Here is a 21,607-nt window from a genome sequence, read left to right on the forward strand (position 1 = left end):
ACCGCAAAGACACAGGAGAATTAAGATGCCACGTCCACTGAACAACACCGAAACGGCACTGACCGCCGACAATTTATTGCCGCTGGCGCAGCGCTATGCTGGGCCATTCTGGGCTTACGATGCCGCGATTATTCAGCAGCGTATTGCGCAGTTGAGCGCCTTTGACGTGGTGCGTTTCGCGCAAAAAGCCTGCTCAAACATTCACATTCTGCGTCTGATGCGTGCCGCTGGCGTAAAAGTAGATTCCGTTTCACTGGGTGAAATTGAACGCGCCCTGGCCGCCGGTTTCCAACCGGGTGGCGAAGATATCGTCTTTACCGCTGACGTTTTTGATCAGCCAACCCTGGCGCGTATCGCGGAATTGAAAGTGCCGGTCAACGCCGGTTCCGTAGACATGTTGCATCAGCTTGGGGCTGTATCACCAGGCCATAAAGTCTGGCTGCGCATCAACCCGGGATTTGGTCATGGTCACAGCCAGAAAACCAACACTGGTGGTGAGAACAGCAAGCACGGCATCTGGCACAGTGATCTGCCGCTGGCGCTGGCGGCGATTCAGCAGCACGGCCTGAAACTGGTGGGCCTGCATATGCACATTGGTTCCGGTGTCGATTATGGCCACCTGCAGCAGGTGTGTGACGCGATGGTCGATCAGGTCATCGAATTTGGCCAGGATCTGGAAGCCATTTCAGCGGGTGGTGGTTTGTCGATTCCATACCGTTTCGGCGAAGAAGCCATTGATACGCAGCACTATTTCGGCTTGTGGAGTGGTGCGCGTGACCGCATCGCGGCGCATCTCGGTCATCCGGTGAAACTGGAAATTGAACCTGGCCGTTTCCTGGTGGCAGAGTCTGGCGTACTGGTGTCTCAGGTGCGTGCGGTTAAGGAGATGGGCAGCCGTCACTTTGTGCTGGTGGATGCCGGTTTCAGCGATCTGATGCGTCCATCCATGTACGGCAGCTATCACCATATTTCCGTGCTGCCAGCCGATGGTCGCGCGCTGAGCGACGCAACCGTTGAGAGCGTGGTGGCCGGTCCGCTGTGCGAGTCGGGCGATGTGTTCACCCAACTGGAAGGCGGTAAAGTCGAAACCCGTGCGTTGCCAGCCACGCAGGTCGGCGATTATCTGGTGTTCCACGATACCGGCGCGTACGGCGCATCGATGTCGTCCAACTACAACAGCCGTCCGCTGATTCCGGAAGTGCTGTTCGAGAACGGCAGCCCGCGTGAGATTCGTCGTGCGCAGACCATTCAGGAGCTGTTGGCGCTGGAGCTGATGTGATCAAGATTGTTCCACTCAGTGAAGTCCCACATCACGCCAGCCATATCACCGACTGGCTGTGGCAGGCGTTTGGCGAGGGAACATCCCGCGAATTTTACGACAGCATTGTGCGCAGCAGTCTGAACGGCGCCGAGTATCCGGTGACCTTTGTGGCGCTGGATGGCGATGTGCCGTTGGGCACGGTCGGGTTCTGGCGCTGTGATTTGATCAGCCGTCAGGATCTCTATCCGTGGATTGCCGCGTTGTATGTGGATGAACCTGCGCGCGGCAATGGCTTGAGCGAAGCGCTGCAGCAGCATGTGTTGAATTATGCCCGCGAGCGCGGGCATGAAAAGCTGTGGCTGTGGTCAACTTTCGGCGGCTACTATGAGCGCTTTGGCTGGCAGTATCAGTGTGACGCGCTGGAGTTCCCGGATGTGCGGGTGAAGGTTTATTCGCAGGATTTGTGATTCGTCACCGACCGCCGCTACACATCACACGGTGCTTTAACTTTTCGCTGTGAACCTTAGCGGCGGGATTTATCGCGCTCATTCGCAGCGATAGCGTTACTGGCCGATGCGCAAAAAATTGCGCCGCAACACATTGTACGGCGCTTTATCTCTATCAACCTGGCCCGCTCACCGAATGCCTTCTTACCAGCGTCGGGCTAAACATATTGGTCACTTCCGGCATTTCCGTGCCGTTGGCTAACGCCAGTGCCAGCTGTGCCGCCTGCTGCGCCATGGTGACAATCGGGTAACGCACCGTAGTTAAACGTGGACGCACATAGCGTGAGACCAGCACATCATCAAAACCAATCAGTGACATCTCTTCCGGCACGCGAATACCGTTGTCGCTCAGCACTGCCAGCGCACCGGCGGCCATTGAATCGTTGTAACAGGCCACCGCCGTGAACTGCTTACCGCGCCCCAGCAATTCCGTCATCGCTTGTTCACCCCCGACTTCATCCGGCTCGCCCCACGCCACTAAGCGGTCGTTAGACGGTAAACCGTGCTCTTTTAGCGCATCGTAATAGCCCTGCAGGCGGTCTTCGGAGTCAGAAATCGGGTGGGTCGAGCAGATAAAGGCGATTTGCGTATGGCCTTGTTGGATCAGATGGCGTGTCGCCAGCCAGGCACCGTAACGGTCATCCAGCGCGATACAGCGCGACTCAAAGCCTTTCAGCAGGCGATTCAGCAGCACCATACCCGGCACCTGCTTCATCAGCACTTCCAGATCGGCGTCAGGAATTTTTTTGGCGTGCACCACCAACGCATCACAGCGATGGCGCATCAGTTGCTCAATCGCCTGACGTTCTTTTTGCTCGACATGGTAACCGTTACCAATCAGCAGAAAGTTACCGGTTGCGCCTGCGACTTCATCAACCGCTTTGACCATAGCGCCAAAAAAGGGGTCGGAAACATCACCCACCACCAGACCAAGGGTTTCGGTGGATTGCTGCGCCAGCGCGCGTGCATTGGCGTTCGGGTGATACTGCAACTGCTCCATTGCCTGGGTCACGGCGAGGCGTGAACTCTCGCTGGCTTTGGGCGAATTATTGATGACGCGGGAAACGGTCGCGACCGATACCCCGGCCATGCGGGCAACATCCTTAATGGTAGCCATGCGGTTACTTGCATCCGGGAAAACGTTTACACATCCCATCAGTGTTACGGAAAACAGTACCTGTAGCAACCCGCGAGAATGCCAGCGCTGTCGCAAAAGTGCGGAAAATCAGGCGGTCACAGACTGGCTTTAGCCCTGCTATCGCCTCATGGTATGCTACCAGCACGATTCACACCTGCCTGCCGGACCCAATAACCATGAAAACACGCGTGCCACACCTGGCGCACTGGGGCGCATTTACTGCCGTCACGGAAAACGACCGCCTGATTGGCTGTGAACCCTTTTTTGCTGACGCCGATCCCTCGCCGATGCTCAACACCATCCCGGAACTGGTCTACTCGGATAAGCGTATCCGCCAGCCAATGGTACGTCGTTCATGGCTAAAGTCGCGTGAGAACAGCGATCGCACGCTGCGTGGTCGTGAAGATTTTGTCGCCGTGGATTGGGATACCGCACTGGATCTGGTGGCTGAAGAGAATCGCCGCGTGCGCGATCGCTACGGCGCATCGGGTATTTTCAACGGCTCCTACGGCTGGTCCTCGGCGGGACGCGTTAACCATGCGCGCACCCTGATCCGTCGTTTCTACTTCCAGGGCGGCGGCGGGGTGGACCAGCAGGGCAACTACAGCTGGGGCGCAGCGCAGTTCTTCCTGCCGTATGTGATTGGCACCTATATGCCGCTCACCGGCCGCGTCACCGACTGGCCGAGCGTAGTGGAACATGCCGACATCTTTATCGCCTTCGGTGGCCTGGCGCTGAAAAATGCCCAAGTGGCGTCGGGCGGGGCCGGACAGCACAGCCTGAAACCGGCACTGGAGCAGCTCACCGCCAAAGGCACACCGATCATCAACATCAGCCCGATGCGCGATGACTGCCCAGCCTTCGTCAATGCTGAGTGGATTCCGATTCGCCCGAATACCGATGTGGCGCTGATGCTGGCGCTCGGTTATGAGATTACGCGCCGCAATGCGCTGGACGAAAGCTTCCTTGCCAGCCACTGCACCGGCTGGCCGCAACTGCGAGAATATCTGTTAGGCGAGAGCGACGGTATCGCCAAAACGCCGGCGTGGGCGAGTGCCATCACCGGGATTCCGGCGGCGCGTATCGCGTTGCTGGCACAGCAGCTGATTGGCAAACGCAGCTTTATCACCTGTTCTTACTCGGTACAGCGTGCTCATCGCGGTGAGCAGCCGTACTGGATGATGATCGCACTCTCCTCGATGCTGGGTCAGCCAGGCTTGCCGGGCGGCGGTTTCTCCTTTGGTCACGGTTCGATGAACAGCGTCGGTAATCCGCGTCAGGAAGGGCCCGCGCCGATGATGAGCACCGGGCCGAATCCCGGCAACTTCTCGATTCCGGTCGCGCGCATCAGCGATATGCTGCTTAATCCCGGCCAGCCTTACAATTTCCAGGGCGAAACCCTGCACTATCCCGATATCCATCTGGTGCACTGGGCGGGTGGCAATCCGTTCCACCACCATCAGCAGCTCAACCGCCTGGTGGAAGGCTGGCAGCGCCCGGATACCGTGATCGTGCAGGATATCGTCTGGACCCCGGCGGCGCAGATGGCGGATATCGTGTTGCCTGCCACCACCACGCTGGAGCGCAACGACATCGGCGGATCTTCACGCGATCGCTTTGTGTTTGCGATGCATCAGGCGGTGAAACCGCAACATCAGGCGCGTAACGATTTCGATATCTTTGCAGATATCGCCGATCGCCTCGGTTATCGCGATGTCTTCACCGAAGGGCGCAATGAGATGCAGTGGATTGAACACCTGTATCAGCAGTGTGCGGTGGCGCACGCGCGCAAAGATATTCACTTCCCGGAGTTTGGTGAATTCTGGCAGCGCGGCTTTGTTGAGATCCCGGAAGGCGGCAAGCCGTACGTGTTTATGGATGATTTCCGCGCCAACCCGCAGGCCCATCTGATCCAGACCGCCAGTGGCAAAATCGAGCTGTTCTGCCAGACCATCGCCGATTATCAACTGGAAGATTTTGCCGGACATCCTGAATGGCGTGAGCCGCAGGAGTGGTTGGGCGCACCGCTGAGCGAGGATTTCCCGCTGCATATGATCTCGATTCAGCCCTCGGATCGGCTGCACAGCCAGATGGACGCGACTGCCACGGTGCAGGCGAATAAAACTGCCGGACGTGAAACCTTATATATGCATCCGCAGGACGCCAGTGCGCGTGGGATTGTGGATGGCGACGAAATCGAAGTCAGTAATGCGCGTGGCCGTATGCTGGCCGGTGTGCGTATGACCGATGGCTTAATGCCAGGTGTGGTGATTATCTCCACCGGCGCCTGGTTTGATCCCGGATTCGGCCGTGCCTGGCAGCCGTGGGACCGTGCCGGTAACCCCAATGTGCTGACGCTGGACATTGGCACCTCGTCACTGACGCAAGGCCCTAACGCCATGAGTTGCCTGGTGGAAATCAAAAAACACCTGATGTGAATGGGGTGCTAACAATCTCACCGCTGGTTACATTTTGCGGGTAACTGTTGCGTTTGAGAGATGGAGAACCGTCATGCCACCTTGCTACAGTCAGGGTCCCAGAGGTATTGATGGGTGAACATCAAAAAGTTTTCTTGATTACACCGACCTGCGCAGATGCGCAGGTTTTTTTTGCCTGTCGCTCGCGCTAACGAACTGAAACACAGTTTTCCTGTCAACTCGCTTTACCTTTCTTTATAACTGCGGATAACAAGCTTGAAAAAACTGTTTATTGCAGCGGAATGCTATGCCCCGTATAAAAAAACTTCTGGGAAAAGACCAGATCAAAGCCCCATTTAACCCGTTTCGTTTTCGCCTGATTTGTCTGGGTGTCTTCAGCTGCATGGTGTTGCTGCTGATCTTCGTCGGCGACCTGCAGCTGATTAAGCATCCGATGCTGGAGCACGAGGCCGATCAGCGTTCACTGCGCACCGTCACCTTGCCCACCAACCGTGGCACCTTACTGGATCGTGATGGCCAGGCGCTGGCACTGAGCGTACCGGCGCGCGATATCATCGCCGACCCGATGCGCGTGCTGGAAGCCAATCCCGACTTCACCAACGCCAAATGGACATATCTTGCCTCGGCGCTGAACTTACGTCCGGAAGAGTTGCGTGAGCAGATCACCGCGAACCCGAAAAAACGCTTCCTCTATCTTGGCCGTAAAATCGAACTGGGCATCGCCAAAGACATCGCCGAACTGCACCTGAAGGGCATCAGCTCGGTATACAACGACAGCCGCTTCTATCCAATGAGTGAAGCCGCTGCGCCGTTGATTGGCATTGTCGGTGCAGACAGCAATGGCCTGAACGGTCTGGAGAAAGGTTTCGACCACGTGCTGCAAGGCGAGCCGGGCAAAGAGGTTTATCGTCAGGACAAAGAGGGCAACATCGTTGCCATGCTTGATTACGAGCCGCCGAAGCAGCCGCCAACGGTACAGCTGAGTATTGATAAGTTTGATCAGTTCACCCTCTACAGCAAGCTGCGCGATGGCGTGTTGCTGAATAAAGCGGATTCCGGTGCGGCAGTGCTGATCAAAATCGATACGGGCGAGATCCTGGCGATGGCTTCCTATCCTTCGTTCAACCCCAACAACTTCGATAACGCCACGCCAGCACAGATGCGCAACACGGCGATCAATGACAGCTACGAACCCGGCTCCACGGTGAAACCGCTGGTGGTGATGGAGGGGCTGGAGCGTCATCTGGTGCGTGCCGACTCGGTGATCGATACCACACCCTACAGCGTCAACGGCCACTTGATTCGTGACGTCGGCCACTGGCCACGCCTGACCATGACCGGTATTTTGCAGAAATCGAGTGATATCGGCGTCTCGCATATTGCGCTGGCGATGCCTGCTGAAGCGCTGGTGAACACCTATCAGGCGTTTGGCCTGGGTAAGCCGACGGGGCTCGGGTTAACCGGCGAGAGCGTGGGCTACTTCCCGCTGCACCGTGAACGCTGGGCGGATATTGAACGCGCCACCTTTGCCTTTGGCTACGGCCTGCGCGTCACACCGCTGCAAATAGCCCGTGAATACGCCACGCTCGGTTCTTACGGCGTATATCGTCCACTGTCGATTACCAAAGTCACACCGCCGGTGTTGGGCAAGCAGGTGGCCGATCCGCAAATCGTGCAAACCGTGGTGCACATGCTGGAGAGTGACGTATTGCCTGGCGGTACCGGCGTCAAAGCCGCTGTGCCGGGTTACCGCCTGGCGACCAAAACCGGTACCGCAGAGAAAATGGGCACCAGTGGGAAGTACGATGGCGGTTACGTCAACTACACCGCCGGTATTGCCCCTGCCAGCCATCCTGAGGTGGCGCTGGTGGTGATGGTCAACCATCCGACAGCGGGCGATCACTTTGGTGGTTCGGTAGCGGCGCCGATTTTCGGCAGCATTATGGGGCCGGTGCTGAAGCATATGAACATTGCGCCTGACGCCATCTACAGTAAACCGAATTCGGATAAATCTTAGTAAAATCAGGATGTAACTGCCGCGAGGTGCTTTTCACACCTCGTTGCATTTCGCCGAACTCCGTTGCGATTTGCGGCTGTTTTCTCACACCACTTTCGGCGACGATAAAAGTCCCAGAGGTATTGATTGGTGTGAAGATCGGCTGCTGCGGCAGCAATACCTGTCCTCAGGTATTCACCCTGTTCGGTTGCACCGACCCACGCGGATGCGTGGGTTTTTTTTACCTGAAATTTACCGCTGAGCGAACTCGCTCACACCTCTTGTCTGAGTCTTAACACTTCCCCGCCAACATAAAAATATCTTGCTGTGTAACCTATGCGTAACGCGCCGCGATGCCGCATTCCATTTCGGTTCGCCAGCCCCTTGCCGTGTTGGTAGCGCGGCTTTGGGGCGTTTTATATTGCCATTCGTTGAGGTGTGTCCCGATGCCAAAAACCAAAGACCGAACGCCAAAAGGCGAGGGCCGCTCCTCGGCGTTTCAGTTACGCATTCATCCGGAGTTGCATGACCAACTGCGCGAAGTCACCGAGGATGAAAACATCACGCTATCGTGCTGGTTGAAAGATTTGGCGCGCCGCGAACTGCGTCGTCGCGGGATTGAGCCGAAAGGTTAGCGCGGTCGAGATGAAGGGGGAGCGTAATGAACCACTTTGCACTATCGGGTCGCGGCGCGATTCATCGCGGAAGTTGAAGTCATGTTGCCAGGGCAAAACGCACAATAAATTGCACCGCCATGTCGAAGAAAACCCGCAAAAAGCTAAATTTCACAGCCATTTATGGCACGAAAGGTTTACCATTTTCCTTTGGAAAATATATTTTACGCAACCTTAACAACCGCCTTATCACTCCCTCCCTACAATGATTTTTTGCATGTCATCACATCAGTGACTATCCCTCCTTTCATCCAGAGAAAAATTATGCGCCTGAAACTTCTTTCTGCCAGCGTGGTGTTTTTACTGGCAGCCTGTGACCAGGGCGGAGCAAAGCCCGCTGCATCCGCGACACCCCAGGTGGGTGTCATCGCCCTAAAATCTGAGCCCGTCACGCTGGTGACACAACTGCCTGGCCGCACCACGGCGGTCCGCACCGCGCAGGTGCGCCCACAGATCAGCGGCGTGATCCAGAAAATCCTGTTTACCGAAGGCGGAGAAGTGAAAGCGGGCCAGCCGCTCTATCAGATCGATCCGGCGACCTATAAAGCCGCTTACGACAAAGCTATGGCGACCTGGCAAAACGATGCCATGGTGGCAAAACGCTATCAGCCGCTGGCTTCTGCCCACGCCATCAGCCAGCAGACTTACGACGATGCTGTCGCGGCAGAACGTGAAGCACAAGCCGATGTGGAAACCGCTAAGGTCAATCTTGATTACACACTGGTGAAAGCGCCGATCTCGGGTCATATCAGCCGTTCGCTGTATACCGCCGGTGCCCTGGTGACTAACGGCCAGACCGACTATCTCGCCACCATCACTCAACTTGATCCGATCTATGTCGATGTCAGTGAGTCATCCACCGACTTGCTGCGTCTGCGTCGTGCCTTAGCCGACGGCAAAATTGCCAAAGTGGATGACAATACCGCTGCGGTTGGCCTCTCTCTGGAAGACAACAGTCAGTACGGGCAGCAAGGCAAACTGGCGTTCTCGGAAGTGAACGTCGATACCGCCACCGGTACCGTGGTGCTGCGCGCCGTATTCCCGAATCCCCATAACGAGCTACTCCCGGGCATGTATGTGCACGCCAGCTTCCCGCAGGGTATTCAGCAGCAGGGGATTCTGGTGCCGCAGGAGTCGATCATGCATGACACCAAAGGCCAGCCGTATGTCTACGTGGTGAAAGGCGATAACACCATTGAGCAGCGCAGTATTCACACCGGCGAGATGATCAAAGGTGAATGGCTGGTGACGTCCGGGCTGAGTGAAGGTGAACAGGTCGTGGTGAACAATCTGCAAAGCGTGCGTGCTGGGGCAAAAGTCACTACCACTGCCGCCAGCACCAATGACACGCCATCCGCCAATGCCGTCAGTCTGTCGATGACCGACGCAGCGGCGCAATAAGGGGGCGGCATGTCGAAGTTTTTTATTGAACGTCCCATATTTGCCTGGGTTATCGCGATTATCGTGATGCTGGTGGGCGGGATTGCGGCCATCAGTTTGCCCGTCAATCAGTATCCCAATATCTCGCCGCCAGCAGTGTCGATCTCGGTGACCTATCCGGGCGCCAGCGCGGAAAGCACGCAGAACACCGTGGTGCAGGTGATTGAGCAACAGCTGAACGGCCTGGATGGTTTGCGCTATCTGGAATCCAGCAGTGCCTCGGACGGCAGTGCGCAGATCATCGCCACCTTTAACCAGGGCATCAATCCGGATATCGCCCAGGTGCAGGTGCAGGACCGCGTCTCGCTGGCGGAATCGCAGTTGCCAACCGATGTGACCCAGCAAGGGATCCGCATCCGTAAGTACCAAAAGAACTTTATGATGGTCATCGGGCTGATCTCTAAAGACGGCAAGCTGAGCAACGGCGATCTCGCGGATATGCTGGTGTCGAAGCTGGAAGATCCGATCTCGCGTACGCCAGGCGTAGGTGACTTTATGGTGCTGGGTTCGGAATATGCCATGCGCATCTGGCTCGATCCCGCCAAATTGTACAAGTACAACCTGATGCCGAGCGATGTCACCACCGCCATTGATAATCAGAACGTGCAGGTGTCGTCAGGTTCACTCGGCGGGTTACCGACCATTCAGGGCGCCAAAACGCAGGCTACGGTGCTGGGTAAAACCCGCTTCACCACCGTGCAGCAGTTTGAAAACGTGCTGTTGAAAGTGAACAGTGACGGTTCGCAGGTGCGTTTGAAAGACGTCGCCAGCGTGGCGCTCGGTCCGCAGAGCTACGGCATTGATGCCACCATGAATGGCAAACCAGCGGCAGGTATTGCGCTGCGCCTGGCCACCGGCGCGAACGAGTTGGATACCGCTAAAGCGGTGCGCCAGACCATTGCCGATCTGAAAGACTCGCTGCCGGATAATGTTGAAATTCAGTATCCGTATGACACTTCCCCGGTGGTCAGCGCCTCGATTGAAGAAGTGGTGAAAACGCTGATCGAAGCGGTGGTGCTGGTGTTCTTCGTGATGCTGCTGTTCCTGCAAAACCTGCGTGCCACTCTGATTACCACCCTGGTGGTGCCCGTGGTGCTGCTCGGTACCTTCGGCATCCTGTCGGCCTTCGGTTACAGCATCAACACCCTGACCATGTTCGGTATGGTGCTGGCGATAGGGCTGTTGGTGGATGATGCCATCGTGGTGGTGGAGAACGTCGAGCGTGTGATGCACGAAGAACATCTCGATCCGAAGACCGCCACCATCAAGTCGATGCAGCAGATACAGGGCGCACTGTTTGGTATTGCGCTGGTGCTGTCAGCGGTGCTGCTGCCAATGGCGTTCTTCTCCGGCTCGACCGGGGTGATTTACCGCCAGTTCTCGATCACCATTGTGTCGGCGATGGCGCTGTCGGTGATCATGGCGCTGATCTTCACCCCTGCACTCTGTGCCACACTGCTCAAACCTTCGGCGGCGGAGCACAAGACCACCGGTTTTGCTGGCTGGTTTAACCGTAAGTTCGACAGCGGCGCGATGCATTATACGCGCGGCGTTAACAACGTTATTTCCCGTCGCGGCCTGTTCCTGGTGATCTACCTGGTGATCGTCGGCGTGACGGGCTTTTTGTTCACGCGTGTGCCCACCACTTTCTTGCCCGCAGAAGATCAGGGCTTGATGATGGTGCAGATGACGCTGCCGGTTAACGCCTCTTCACAGCGTACGCAGCAGGTGATCAACGATCTCAATGACTACCTGCAGAAGAATGAGGCTTCGGTGGTCACCACTACCTTTGGCGTGGCGGGCTTTAACTTTGCTGGTCGTGGTCAGAGTAATGCCATGGCGTTTGTGCGCCTGAAGGACTGGAGCGATCGTACCCATAGCGGGCAAAGCGTGCAGGATCTGGCGAACCGTGTGATGGCGCATTTTGCCAACTACAAAAACGCCAAAATCTTCGCCATGGTGCCGCCTGCGGTCATGGAGTTGGGTAACGCCACCGGCTTCGATCTTTATCTGCAGGATACGGGCGCGCATACTCATCAGCAGATGATGGATGCCACGCACCAGTTAATCGATCTGGCCAACAAAGATCCACATCTGGCGCAGGTGCGCATGAACGGGCTGGAAGATGAGCCGCAGTATCAGCTGGAGATCAATGACGAGAAGGCCAGCGCGTTGGGCCTGAGCATGACCGACATCAACAACACGCTGTCAGTGGCGTGGGGTTCGAGCTATATCGATCAGTTTATGTATAACGGTCGTGTGAAAGAGGTCTACCTGATGGGGAAAGCCGATTCGCGCGTCACGCCATCCGATCTTAATAAATGGTACTTCCGCAACAGCAGCGGCACCATGGTGCCCTTCTCCGCCTTCGCCAGCGGCAAATGGGTTTACGGATCGCCACACTTCGAACGCTTTAACGGCCTGACCTCTGAAGAGATCCTCGGATCGCCTGCGGCAGGGCAGAGTACCGGTGAAGCTATGAAAGCGGTGGAACAGCTGGCGAAGCAGTTGCCAAAAGGCTTCCGCGTGCAGTGGTACGGCATTTCCTATGAAGAGCAGGCTTCCGGCAACCAGACCACGCAGCTGTATATCATCTCGATTCTGGTGGTGTTCCTATGTCTGGCCGCGCTCTATGAGAGCTGGTCCATTCCCTTCTCGGTGATCATGGTGGTGCCGCTCGGCATTCTCGGCACTATCAGTGCCGTGCTGCTGCGCGGCTTGCAGAACGACGTCTTCTTCCAGGTGGGCTTACTCACCACGGTGGGACTGGCGGCGAAAAACGCCATTCTGATTGTGGAATTCGCCAAAGAGTTGCACGAACGGGAAGGCAAAACGCTGGTCGAGGCAGCGGTGGAAGCCGCGAGGCTGCGTATCCGACCGATTATCATGACGTCGATGGCGTTTATTCTCGGCGTGCTGCCGCTGACTATCTCTAACGGCGCAGGCGCAGGTAGCCAGCACTCGATTGGTACGGCGGTAGCGGGTGGGATGATCACCGCTACATTCCTCGCCATCTTCTTTGTTCCGATGTTCTACGTGGTGGTATCGCAGTTCTTCGCCCGCAAGAAAAAAGCATCCGCAGAGGTGACAACGCATGAACACTAAAACTTTCCGTATGGCGCTGCTGCCGCTGGCCATGGCGCTGGCTGGATGTACGCTGGCGCCCCATTATCAGCGCCCCGCAATGCCGGTAGACGCGAAGTACGATCAGCCCACGTCGGTGGGCAACGTGGCGGATCTGCCGTGGCAGAACTTCTTCACTGACGCCACGATGCGCAACCTGATTCAGCTGTCACTCGACAACAACCGTGACCTGCGGGTCGCGGCGCTCAATGTCGAAGAGGCGCAGCAGAGCGTTACGGTGCAGCGCGCGGCGTTAATGCCGTCAATCAATGCTACCGCCAGCCAGACCTCGGCGCATGAACCGGCCAACCTCTACAACACCAAGACCACCGGAGCGGTGACCTATCACGAGCTTAACGCCGGACTGAGCGTCACTTCGTGGGAGCTGGACTTCTTTGGTCGTTTGCAGAGCCTGCGGGATGAGGCGCAGGAAACGTATCTGTCCACCGCCGCGACCGAACGCGCCACGCGCATCTCGCTAATTTCTGAGGTGGCAACCGCCTGGCTGACCTTGAGTTCGGATAACGATCTGCTGCATCTGGCGCAAAATACCGCCAAAAGTCAGCAGGAGTCGTATCGTCTGACGCAACTCAGCTATAACGGCGGGGCCAGTAGCGATCAGGATCTGGCGCAGGCAGAGAGCACCGTGCGGGCTGCCCAGGCGGATGTGGCAAGCTATACGCGTCAGGTACGTCAGGATGTGGATGCGCTGCGCTTGCTGGTGGGTACCGATCTGCCCGCCACCTTGCTGTCCCACGCGACGCTGGACGCCAACTGGCAGTTCCCGGCCACGCCGGCGGGCTTGCCATCTGATCTGCTGACGCGTCGCCCGGACATTATGGCGGCGGAACATAGCCTGAAAGCGGCGAATGCCAACATTGGCGCAGCGCGCGCGGCCTTCTTCCCGAGCATCACCCTGACGGCCTCTGGCGGCTCAACCAGCAGCTCGCTCGGCAGTTTGCTGGGCGGCGGAACCGGTGCCTGGTCGTTCGTGCCATCGATAAATCTCCCCATCTTTGACGGCGGCAAAAACGAGGCAAATCTCAACATCGCGCACATTGAGAAACGCATTGAAATTGCTGACTATGAGAAAGCGATTCAAACCGCCTTCAAAGAGGTCAATGATGCGCTGGCCGGTCAGGATACCTGGCAGGATCAGCTGACAGCGCTGCAACAGGAGGTCGGCGCCAACCAGCGCGATTACGACTATTCCGAAATGCGCTTTAAGCAAGGCGTAGACAATTATCTCAATGTATTAGTGGCCCAGCGATCGCTTTACAGTTCGCAGCAGTCGTTAATCAGTGCGCATCTGGGCCAGTTGAGCGAGAAAATCACCTTGTATAAGGCGTTGGGAGGCGGCTGGAAGGCCTGAGTGCCTTAACGTTACCCTTACGGTTTCTCCATGGAAATTCCATGGCACTTCAGCTGATAATACAAGCAGTGATGATTTCTTTTGAAATAATCCCCTGACATTGCAGGGGATTTTCCATTTTCCTGTTTATCTGAAGAGTCCGATGACAATTAATTCCCCTCGCAGATCGCGTTTCCACTGGCTGAAATGGCTACTCATTTTACTTGTTGTGTTGATCGTGGCTGGCGTGATTTGGCGCGTAGTGGGCGGACACGGCGGTGCGCCGGGTGGTATGCCTCCAGGGGGAGGAAAGGGTGGTCATCGCGGGGGCGCAGGCGGCCCGCCGGGTATGGCGATGATGGGCGGCGGTGCCACGCTGGTGCATAGCGGTGTGGCCACCACGGCCAATGTGCCGGTGTATCTCAATGCGCTGGGCACGGTGATCCCGAATGCCAGCGTCACCGTCACCAGTCGTGTGGCGGGCCAACTGGAAAAAGTCTTCTTTACCGAAGGGCAAAAAGTCGAGGCCGGACAGCTGCTGGCGCAGATCGATCCGCGCAGCTATCAGGCGACACTGGCGCAGTATCAGGGCGATCTCAATCAAAACCAGGCGTTATTGAAAAGCGCTGAGCTGACCTTGGCTCGCTATAAAAAGCTGGCGGCCCAGGACTCGTTGTCACGCCAGGATCTCGACACGCAAACGGCCACCGTTGGGCAGTACAAAGGTGCAGTGGCAGCCGATCAGGCGCAGATCGCCAGTGCAAAGCTGGATATTGAGTACGCGCGCATCACCTCGCCAGTTAGCGGTCGTGTTGGCCTGCGTTTGGTTGATCCGGGCAATATGGTGCAAACCACCGATACCACCGGCATTGTGGTGGTGACGCAGATGCAGCCCGCAGCCGTGACCTTCAGCGTCCCGCAGAGCAATATCGCGCAACTCACCAAAGCGCTGCACAATGGGCAGAGTTTGCCCGCAGTGGCTTTTGATCAGGACAACAGCACCCAGCTGGCTGAAGGCAGCGTGCAGTTCATCAGCAACCAGATCGATACCAGCACTGGCACCATTGAGCTGAAAGCCACTTTCCCGAATGAAGATGAATCGCTGTTTGCTAATCAGTTCGTCAACCTGCGTCTGCAAACCAACATCCTGAATAACGCCACGGTGATCCCGGCGCAGGCGCTGCAACTGAGCAGCGACGGCAGCTTTGTGTTTGTCATCAATAAAGACAACACCGTGACGCGTAAAGCCGTGACCACTGGCCCGGCGTTTGGCGAAGATCAGCAGTCGATTCTGAAAGGCGTTGAGCCGGGCGATCGTCTGGTCACCGAAGGCATCGATCGCCTGACCAACGGCAGTAAAGTCTCTCTGGCCGATGACAGCAAAACTGCCACAGTGGCCAAAAAATGAATCCGTCTCGTCTGTTTATCCAGCGTCCCGTCGCCACCATCCTGCTGATGGTCGGCGTACTGATTTCCGGGATCTTTGCCTATAAGTTCCTCTCCACCTCGGCGCTGCCGCAGGTGGATTACCCGACCATTCAGGTCACCACCTTGTATCCTGGCGCCAGTCCGGATGTGATGGCGTCGTCCGTTACCTCGCCGCTGGAGCGCCAACTCGGGCAGATGGCGGGTCTGAGCCAGATGACGTCAACCAGTTCGGGGGGTTCCTCGATCATCACCCTGAAGTTCAGCCTCGATCTGTCGCTGGATGTCGCCGAGCAGGAAGTGCAGGCGGCGATCAATGCCGCCAACAACCTGCTGCCGAGCGATCTGCCCAATCCGCCGACCTATAAAAAGGTCAACCCGGCTGATACGGCGGTGATTACGCTGGCGGCCAGCTCGGATAACCTGCCGCTGACCCAGGTGCAGGATCTGGTGAACACCCGCGTGGCGCTGAAGCTGTCGCAGATAAACGGCGTCGGTATGGTGACGCTGGCGGGCGGCCATCAACCGGCAATCCGCGTGCAGATGGACCCGAAAGCGCTGGCGGCGCACAAGCTGTCGCTGGAAGACGTCAATACGTTGATCAGTAACAGCAACGTCAATGGCTCAAAAGGCGGCTTCGACGGCAAATATCACTCGGTGACCATCGACGCCAACGATCAGCTGCGCACCGCCGATGAGTATGGCAATCTGATCATCACCTATCAGAACGGTGCTGCACTGCGCCTGAAAGATATCGCGCACATCGAACAGGGGCCGGAGAACAGCTTCCAGTCAGCGTGGGCCAATAACAGTCCGGCGATTGTGATCAGCGTGCAGCGCCAGCCGGGTGCTAACGTGATTCAGGTGGTGGACAGCATTAAAGCGCAACTGCCAACCTTGCAGGCCGCGTTACCCGATGGCGTGAAGATGAGCATATTGTCGGATCGCACCCAAACCATTCGTGCTTCCATCAGCGACGTACAATTTGAGCTGATGCTGTCGGTGGCGCTGGTGGTGATGGTGACCTTCCTGTTCCTGCGCAATGTGGCGGCGACGTTGATCCCGAGCGTGGCAGTGCCGCTGTCACTGATTGGCACTTTCGGCGTGATGTACCTGGCCGATTTCAGTCTGAACAACCTGTCACTGATGGCGCTGACTATCGCCACTGGCTTCGTGATTGACGATGCGATTGTGGTGGTGGAGAACATCTCTCGTCGGCTGGAAGAGGGCGAAACGCCGATGCAGGCGGCGCTGAAAGGCTCGCAGCAGATTGGCTTCACCATCATCTCACTGACCTTGTCGCTGATTGCGGTGTTGATCCCGTTGCTGTTTATGGGCGATGTGGTGGGGCGCTTGTTCCGCGAATTTGCCATCACACTGGCGGTGTCGATTTTAGTGTCGATGGTGGTGTCCCTGACGCTAACGCCAATGCTGTGCGCTTACCTGTTGCAGCATATCCCGGAAGAGAAGCAGTCGCGCTTCTCGCGTAAGGGCGGGCAAATTTTCGATAAGCTGGTGCGCGGCTATGACCGTCTTCTGACCGTGGTGCTGAACCATCAGAAGTTGACGCTGCTGGTGGCGCTGGCAACCTTTGCGCTGACGGCGCTGCTGTATATCGCCATCCCGAAAGGCTTCTTCCCGACGCAGGATACCGGGCTGATTCAGGGCGTCACCGTAGCGTCGCAGGATGTGTCGTTTAGCGAGATGTCGAAGCGTCAGCAGGCACTGGCAAAAGTGATTCTGCAGAATCCGTCAGTGGATAGACTCTCTTCGACTATCGGCATCGACGGCAGCAACACCAGCCTCAACAGCGGTCGCATCCAGATTAACCTCAAGTCATTTGATGAGCGTGATGATAAAGCCAATGTGGTGATCAAGCAGCTGCAACAGGCGGCACAACAGGTGGCGGGCATTCAACTCTACCTGCAACCAGCGCAGGATTTGACGGTCAACGATCAGGTCACGCCGAGCCAGTATCAATTTACCCTCGACGATGCTGACAGTGAAAATCTGGTGAGCTGGACGCCGAAGATGGTGGCGGCCCTGCAGCAGCGTCCGGAATTTAACGGCGTGGTCAGCAATCTGCAGGATCAGGGCCGTGTTGCCTACGTCGAGCTAAACCGCGACAAAGCGGCGCGTTACGGCATCACTGCTTCGGATGTGGATACCGCCCTGTACAATAGTTTCGGTCAGCGTCTGGTTTCCACCATTTTTACCCAGGCCAATCAATATCGCGTAGTGCTGGAAGTGGCGCCGCAATATCAGCAGTCGCCAGCGTCGTTTGATGATGTCTATCTGCCGGTGAGCAGTAATTCAGGTACCTCAACCAGCAGCAGTTCGAGCAGCAGCTCAACCACCAGTACCGATAGCGACACCACCACCGGAATGGTGAAACTGACCTCGATCGCCACTATCCATCAGCGTACCGGTTCACTGATGCATATGCGTCTGAATCAGTTCCCGGCGGTGATGGTGTCGTTCAACCTCAACAGCGGCTACTCGCTGGAAGATGGGCAGAAAGCGATTGCGGAAGTGACACAGCAGTTGAATCTGCCGTCCAGCATTACGCTGCGCTATCAGGGGGAAACCTCGGCCTTCCAGAGCGCCACTGGCAACACGCTGTGGCTGATTCTGGCCGCGCTGATCACCATGTATGTGGTGTTGGGCATCCTGTATGAGAGCTTTATTCATCCGGTGACCATTCTCTCGACGCTGCCATCAGCTGCGGTGGGCGCACTGTTGACGCTGTTGCTGGCGGGCAGTGAATTCAGTTTGATCGCCCTGATCGGGGTGATCCTGCTGATCGGCATCGTGAAAAAGAATGCAATTATGATGATCGACTTCGCGCTGGAAGCCGAAAACAAGCAGGGCATGAGTGCGCGTGATGCGATTCATCAGGCTTGTCTGCTGCGTTTCCGTCCGATCCTGATGACCACCATGGCGGCACTGCTCGGTGCACTGCCGCTGATGCTGGCCTCAGGATCCGGTGCCGAACTGCGTCAGCCGCTTGGTCTGGTGATTGTCGGTGGTTTGATTGTCAGCCAGGTGCTGACGCTGTTCTCTACGCCGGTGATTTATCTGTGGTTCGATGGCATCGCGCAGCGCGGCAAGCGCTATATGCAGCGTAAACAGCAGCAGGCGCGGAGCGAGTAATGAACCTCACCAGACTTTTTATCTTCCGCCCGGTCACCACGTTGCTATTAACGTTGTCGATCATGCTGCTGGGTCTGCTGGGCTATCGGCTGTTGCCGGTGGCCCCGCTGCCGCAGGTGGATTTCCCGACCATTATGGTCAGCGCCAGCTTAGCCGGTGCCAGCCCGAAAACCATGGCGGCCACGGTGGCTACGCCGCTGGAGCGTTCGCTCGGACAGATCGCGGGCGTCACTGAGATGACCTCGACCAGCTCGCAGGGCTCCACCAGCGTGATTTTGCAGTTTGATCTCGACCGCGATATCAACGGTGCGGCGCGTGATGTGCAGGCGGCGATCAATGCCGCACGCAGCCTGCTGCCGAGCGCGATGGAATCGCTGCCGACCTATCGCAAAGCCAACCCGTCCGATGCACCGATTGTGATGCTGGCGCTGACCTCTGCCACGCGCACGCCAGGTGAACTCTACGACCTGGCGGAAAGTAAAATCGAGCAGGCGATGGGGCAGGTCAAGGGCGTGGGTGAAGTGTCGCTGATGGGGAGTGCGTTGCCCGCCGTGCGTATCGATCTGCAACCGCTCAAGCTGGCGCAATACGGCATCTCGCTGGACACGGTGCGGGAAGCCATCGCCAACAGCACCACCAACAAACCCAAAGGCATTCTGCAGGGCCGCCAGCAATCATGGGTAGTGGACAGCAATGGTCAGTTGGATAAAGCGGCGCAGTATCAGGATCTGATCGTCAGTTATAAAGACGGTAAAGCGGTACGTCTGCACGATGTCGCCACCGTGTACGATTCGGTGGAAGATCAGTATCAGGCCGGTTTCCTCAATTCGCAGCCGTCAGTCATGGTGGGCATTAAGCGCCAGGCTGGTGCCAACATGCTCGACACCATTGATGCCATCAAGGCGCAGTTGCCCGCGCTGGAAAAAGATCTGCCTGCGGATACCCAACTAAAAGTGGTGGTGGACCGTTCCCCGACGGTGCGTGAATCCCTTTACGACACCGAAGAAACGCTGCTGATCGCCATGCTATTGGTGATAGCCGTGGTGTTTGTGTTCCTGCGCAACGTGCAGGCGGTGGTGATCCCGGCGCTGGCGCTGCCGGTGTCGTTGATTGGTACCTGTGCGGTGATGTATCTGCTGGGCTACAGCCTTGATAACCTGTCGCTGATGGCACTGATCATCGCCACCGGCTTTGTGGTTGATGATGCCATCGTGGTGCTGGAAAACATCACCCGCCATATCGAAGAAGGTTTGAGTCCGCTGCGTGCGGCACTGAAAGGCGCGCAGGAAGTGAGTTTCACCGTGCTGTCGATGACCATGTCGCTGATCGCGGTGTTTATCCCAATCCTGCTGATGGGCAGTATTGTCGGGCGTCTGTTCCGCGAGTTTGCCGTGACGCTCACCGTCTCGCTGTTGATCTCGATGTTCGTCTCGTTGAGCCTAACACCGATGCTATGCGCGCGCCTGCTGAAGCCTAAACCGAAAGTCAGCAAGCGCCCCCATCCGCTGTATCAGTTTATTGAAAATCAGCTCAATGGCTTGCTGGCGGCCTATTCGCGTGGCCTGGCGTGGGTGATGGCGCACCAGAAGATCACCATGTTCAGCCTTGTGCTAACGGTATTACTGAACCTGTTCTTGTTCACCGTGGTGCAGAAGGGGTTCTTCCCCAATCAGGACACCGGGCTGTTGATGGGCGCACTGCGTGCCGATCAAAACATCTCGTTCCAGGCGATGAAACCGAAGATGCTGGAGTTCACTAAAATCATCCAGTCCGATCCGGCGGTGGACAGCGTGATGTCGTCGATGGGCAGCGGAATGTTTGGCTCGCGCAACAGCGCCAACTTCTTTGTGCGTCTTAAAGACTTTAGCGATCGCGATGCCACGGCCACCGAGGTCGCCAACCGGCTGAGCCTGAAGACCAGCCATATCGCCGGGGCGCAGATGTTCCTGATGGCGGCGCAGGATCTGCATATCGGTGGGCGCAGTGCTAACGCCACTTATCAATACAGCCTGCAGGCGGACGATCTGGATGTGCTGCGAGAGTGGACGCCGAAAGTCCAGGCCGCGCTGGCGGCGATCCCGCAGCTCAACAGCGTGGACTCTGATTCGCAAACCGGCGGCCAGGAAGTGGTGATCAATATCGATCGCGATCGTGCGCAACGGCTGGGCGTTAACGTGCAGATGCTGGATACCATGCTGAATAATGCCTTCAGCCAGCGCCAGGTCGCCACGCTCTATCACACGTTGAATCAGTATCATGTGGTGATGTCATTGCAGGACAGCTACACGCGCGATCCGGAGATTCTGAAAGAGCTGTATGTGATTAACGATAGCGGCGACCGTGTGCCGCTCTCTGCTTTCGCCAGCTTCAAGGGCGGTAATGCACCGCTCTCCGTGGCGCATCAGGGGCAATCGGCCACCAGCACCGTGGCCTTTAACCTGAATGATGGCGTGTCACTGGAGCAGGCGCAGGCGCTGATTAAGCAGGCAATGGCGCAGCTCGGCCTGCCGTCCACCATCCAGGCCGGTTTTGCTGGCACCGCAGCCGCCTTTGCGCAGCTGACCGCCACCATGCCGTGGCTGATTATTGCGGCACTGGCGGCGGTGTATATCGTGCTCGGCGTGCTGTATGAGAGTTATATCCATCCCATCACCATCCTCTCTACGCTGCCTTCTGCGGGGGTTGGCGCGCTACTCCTGCTATTGCTCACCAATACGCAACTGACGGTGATTGCCCTGATCGGCATCATTTTGCTGATCGGCATCGTGAAGAAGAACGCCATCATGATGATCGATTTTGCGATCCACGCCGAGCGCACGCAGGGGATGTCGCCGAAGCAGGCGATCACGCAGGCCTGTTTGATGCGCTTCCGCCCCATCATGATGACCACGCTGGCGGCCTTCTTTGGTGCTTTGCCGCTGGCATTGGGCAGCGGCGGTGATGCGGATTTACGCAGTCCGCTCGGCATTGCGATTGCCGGTGGTCTGGCGCTGAGCCAGCTGTTAACCCTGTTTACCACGCCGGTTGTTTATCTCTGGCTTGATAGTTTGAGTCGCGCCACTAAACGTCAGTGGCAGCGTTTGCGTCTTGTGGAATCCTGAT

12 protein-coding genes are annotated in these 21,607 nt (G+C 57.1%); 11 read left to right on the plus strand and 1 reads right to left on the minus strand.

The annotated features are described in order from the left end of the window. Positions 1 to 25 precede the first annotated feature (25 nt). Together lysA and IAE30_RS22160 are read left to right on the plus strand one after the other, a co-directional pair. Positions 26 to 1,279 (plus strand): diaminopimelate decarboxylase, encoded by a 1,254-nt coding sequence (lysA, locus tag IAE30_RS22155; RefSeq protein ID WP_200681030.1) that lies wholly within the window; start codon positions 26 to 28, stop codon positions 1,277 to 1,279. After that, positions 1,276 to 1,728, plus strand: coding sequence for a GNAT family N-acetyltransferase (locus IAE30_RS22160; protein WP_200681031.1), 453 nt, complete (start codon positions 1,276 to 1,278; stop codon positions 1,726 to 1,728). Before lysA ends, IAE30_RS22160 begins: the two co-directional genes overlap by 4 nt. Positions 1,729 to 1,882: 154 nt before the next feature. Here IAE30_RS22160 and galR read toward each other — a convergent pair whose 3' ends face one another. Continuing rightward, positions 1,883 to 2,884: an HTH-type transcriptional regulator GalR gene (galR, locus tag IAE30_RS22165; protein WP_038645057.1), complete on the minus strand. Its 1,002-nt coding sequence runs from the start codon at positions 2,882 to 2,884 to the stop codon at positions 1,883 to 1,885. Positions 2,885 to 3,081: 197 nt separating this feature from the next. Here galR and IAE30_RS22170 point away from each other — a divergent pair, with 197 nt between their 5' ends. The 9 genes from IAE30_RS22170 to IAE30_RS22210 all read left to right on the plus strand — a co-directional run bounded on the left by IAE30_RS22170 (position 3,082) and on the right by IAE30_RS22210 (position 21,606). After that, positions 3,082 to 5,343 carry a molybdopterin-dependent oxidoreductase gene (locus tag IAE30_RS22170; protein WP_200681032.1) on the plus strand — a complete coding sequence of 754 codons (2,262 nt, stop codon included), beginning with the start codon at positions 3,082 to 3,084 and terminating at the stop codon, positions 5,341 to 5,343. Between the two features lie 286 nt (positions 5,344 to 5,629). Continuing rightward, entirely contained in the window at positions 5,630 to 7,360 is a 1,731-nt protein-coding gene (locus IAE30_RS22175) for a penicillin-binding transpeptidase domain-containing protein (RefSeq protein WP_038645061.1), read from the plus strand. Positions 7,361 to 7,785: 425 nt separating this feature from the next. Next, the gene (locus tag IAE30_RS22180) at positions 7,786 to 7,974 is read left to right on the plus strand and encodes a hypothetical protein (RefSeq protein ID WP_038645063.1); all 189 of its coding nucleotides are present in this window, start codon (positions 7,786 to 7,788) and stop codon (positions 7,972 to 7,974) included. Positions 7,975 to 8,277: 303 nt separating this feature from the next. After that, complete coding sequence (locus IAE30_RS22185; RefSeq protein ID WP_200681033.1) at positions 8,278 to 9,414, plus strand: efflux RND transporter periplasmic adaptor subunit; 1,137 nt, start codon at positions 8,278 to 8,280, stop codon at positions 9,412 to 9,414. A 9-nt stretch (positions 9,415 to 9,423) separates the two neighbouring features. Then, a complete protein-coding gene (locus IAE30_RS22190; RefSeq protein WP_200681034.1) occupies positions 9,424 to 12,558 on the plus strand; it encodes an efflux RND transporter permease subunit in 3,135 nt (1,044 codons plus the stop codon). Then, positions 12,548 to 13,948 (plus strand): efflux transporter outer membrane subunit, encoded by a 1,401-nt coding sequence (locus tag IAE30_RS22195; protein WP_038645069.1) that lies wholly within the window; start codon positions 12,548 to 12,550, stop codon positions 13,946 to 13,948. Before IAE30_RS22190 ends, IAE30_RS22195 begins: the two co-directional genes overlap by 11 nt. Positions 13,949 to 14,090: 142 nt before the next feature. After that, positions 14,091 to 15,335 (plus strand): MdtA/MuxA family multidrug efflux RND transporter periplasmic adaptor subunit, encoded by a 1,245-nt coding sequence (locus tag IAE30_RS22200; RefSeq protein ID WP_038645071.1) that lies wholly within the window; start codon positions 14,091 to 14,093, stop codon positions 15,333 to 15,335. Continuing rightward, positions 15,332 to 18,505: a multidrug efflux RND transporter permease subunit gene (locus IAE30_RS22205; protein ID WP_200681035.1), complete on the plus strand. Its 3,174-nt coding sequence runs from the start codon at positions 15,332 to 15,334 to the stop codon at positions 18,503 to 18,505. The genes IAE30_RS22200 and IAE30_RS22205 overlap by 4 nt, the downstream gene beginning before the upstream one ends. Beyond that, a complete protein-coding gene (locus IAE30_RS22210) occupies positions 18,505 to 21,606 on the plus strand; it encodes an efflux RND transporter permease subunit (RefSeq protein WP_200681036.1) in 3,102 nt (1,033 codons plus the stop codon). Before IAE30_RS22205 ends, IAE30_RS22210 begins: the two co-directional genes overlap by 1 nt. Position 21,607: the final 1 nt, after the last annotated feature.

The sequence above is a fragment of the Pantoea sp. S61 genome, assembly GCF_016625145.1.
Taxonomy (GTDB): domain Bacteria; phylum Pseudomonadota; class Gammaproteobacteria; order Enterobacterales; family Enterobacteriaceae; genus Pantoea; species Pantoea rwandensis_B.

Coding starts and splice junctions, on each gene's coding strand:
- IAE30_RS22210 (WP_200681036.1), top strand. CDS start 18,505: ATGAACCTCACCAGACTTTTTATCTTCCGCCCGGTCACCACGTTGCTA.
- galR (WP_038645057.1), bottom strand. CDS start 2,884: ATGGCTACCATTAAGGATGTTGCCCGCATGGCCGGGGTATCGGTCGCG.
- IAE30_RS22190 (WP_200681034.1), top strand. CDS start 9,424: ATGTCGAAGTTTTTTATTGAACGTCCCATATTTGCCTGGGTTATCGCG.
- lysA (WP_200681030.1), top strand. CDS start 26: ATGCCACGTCCACTGAACAACACCGAAACGGCACTGACCGCCGACAAT.
- IAE30_RS22195 (WP_038645069.1), top strand. CDS start 12,548: ATGAACACTAAAACTTTCCGTATGGCGCTGCTGCCGCTGGCCATGGCG.
- IAE30_RS22200 (WP_038645071.1), top strand. CDS start 14,091: ATGACAATTAATTCCCCTCGCAGATCGCGTTTCCACTGGCTGAAATGG.
- IAE30_RS22205 (WP_200681035.1), top strand. CDS start 15,332: ATGAATCCGTCTCGTCTGTTTATCCAGCGTCCCGTCGCCACCATCCTG.
- IAE30_RS22175 (WP_038645061.1), top strand. CDS start 5,630: ATGCCCCGTATAAAAAAACTTCTGGGAAAAGACCAGATCAAAGCCCCA.
- IAE30_RS22185 (WP_200681033.1), top strand. CDS start 8,278: ATGCGCCTGAAACTTCTTTCTGCCAGCGTGGTGTTTTTACTGGCAGCC.
- IAE30_RS22180 (WP_038645063.1), top strand. CDS start 7,786: ATGCCAAAAACCAAAGACCGAACGCCAAAAGGCGAGGGCCGCTCCTCG.
- IAE30_RS22170 (WP_200681032.1), top strand. CDS start 3,082: ATGAAAACACGCGTGCCACACCTGGCGCACTGGGGCGCATTTACTGCC.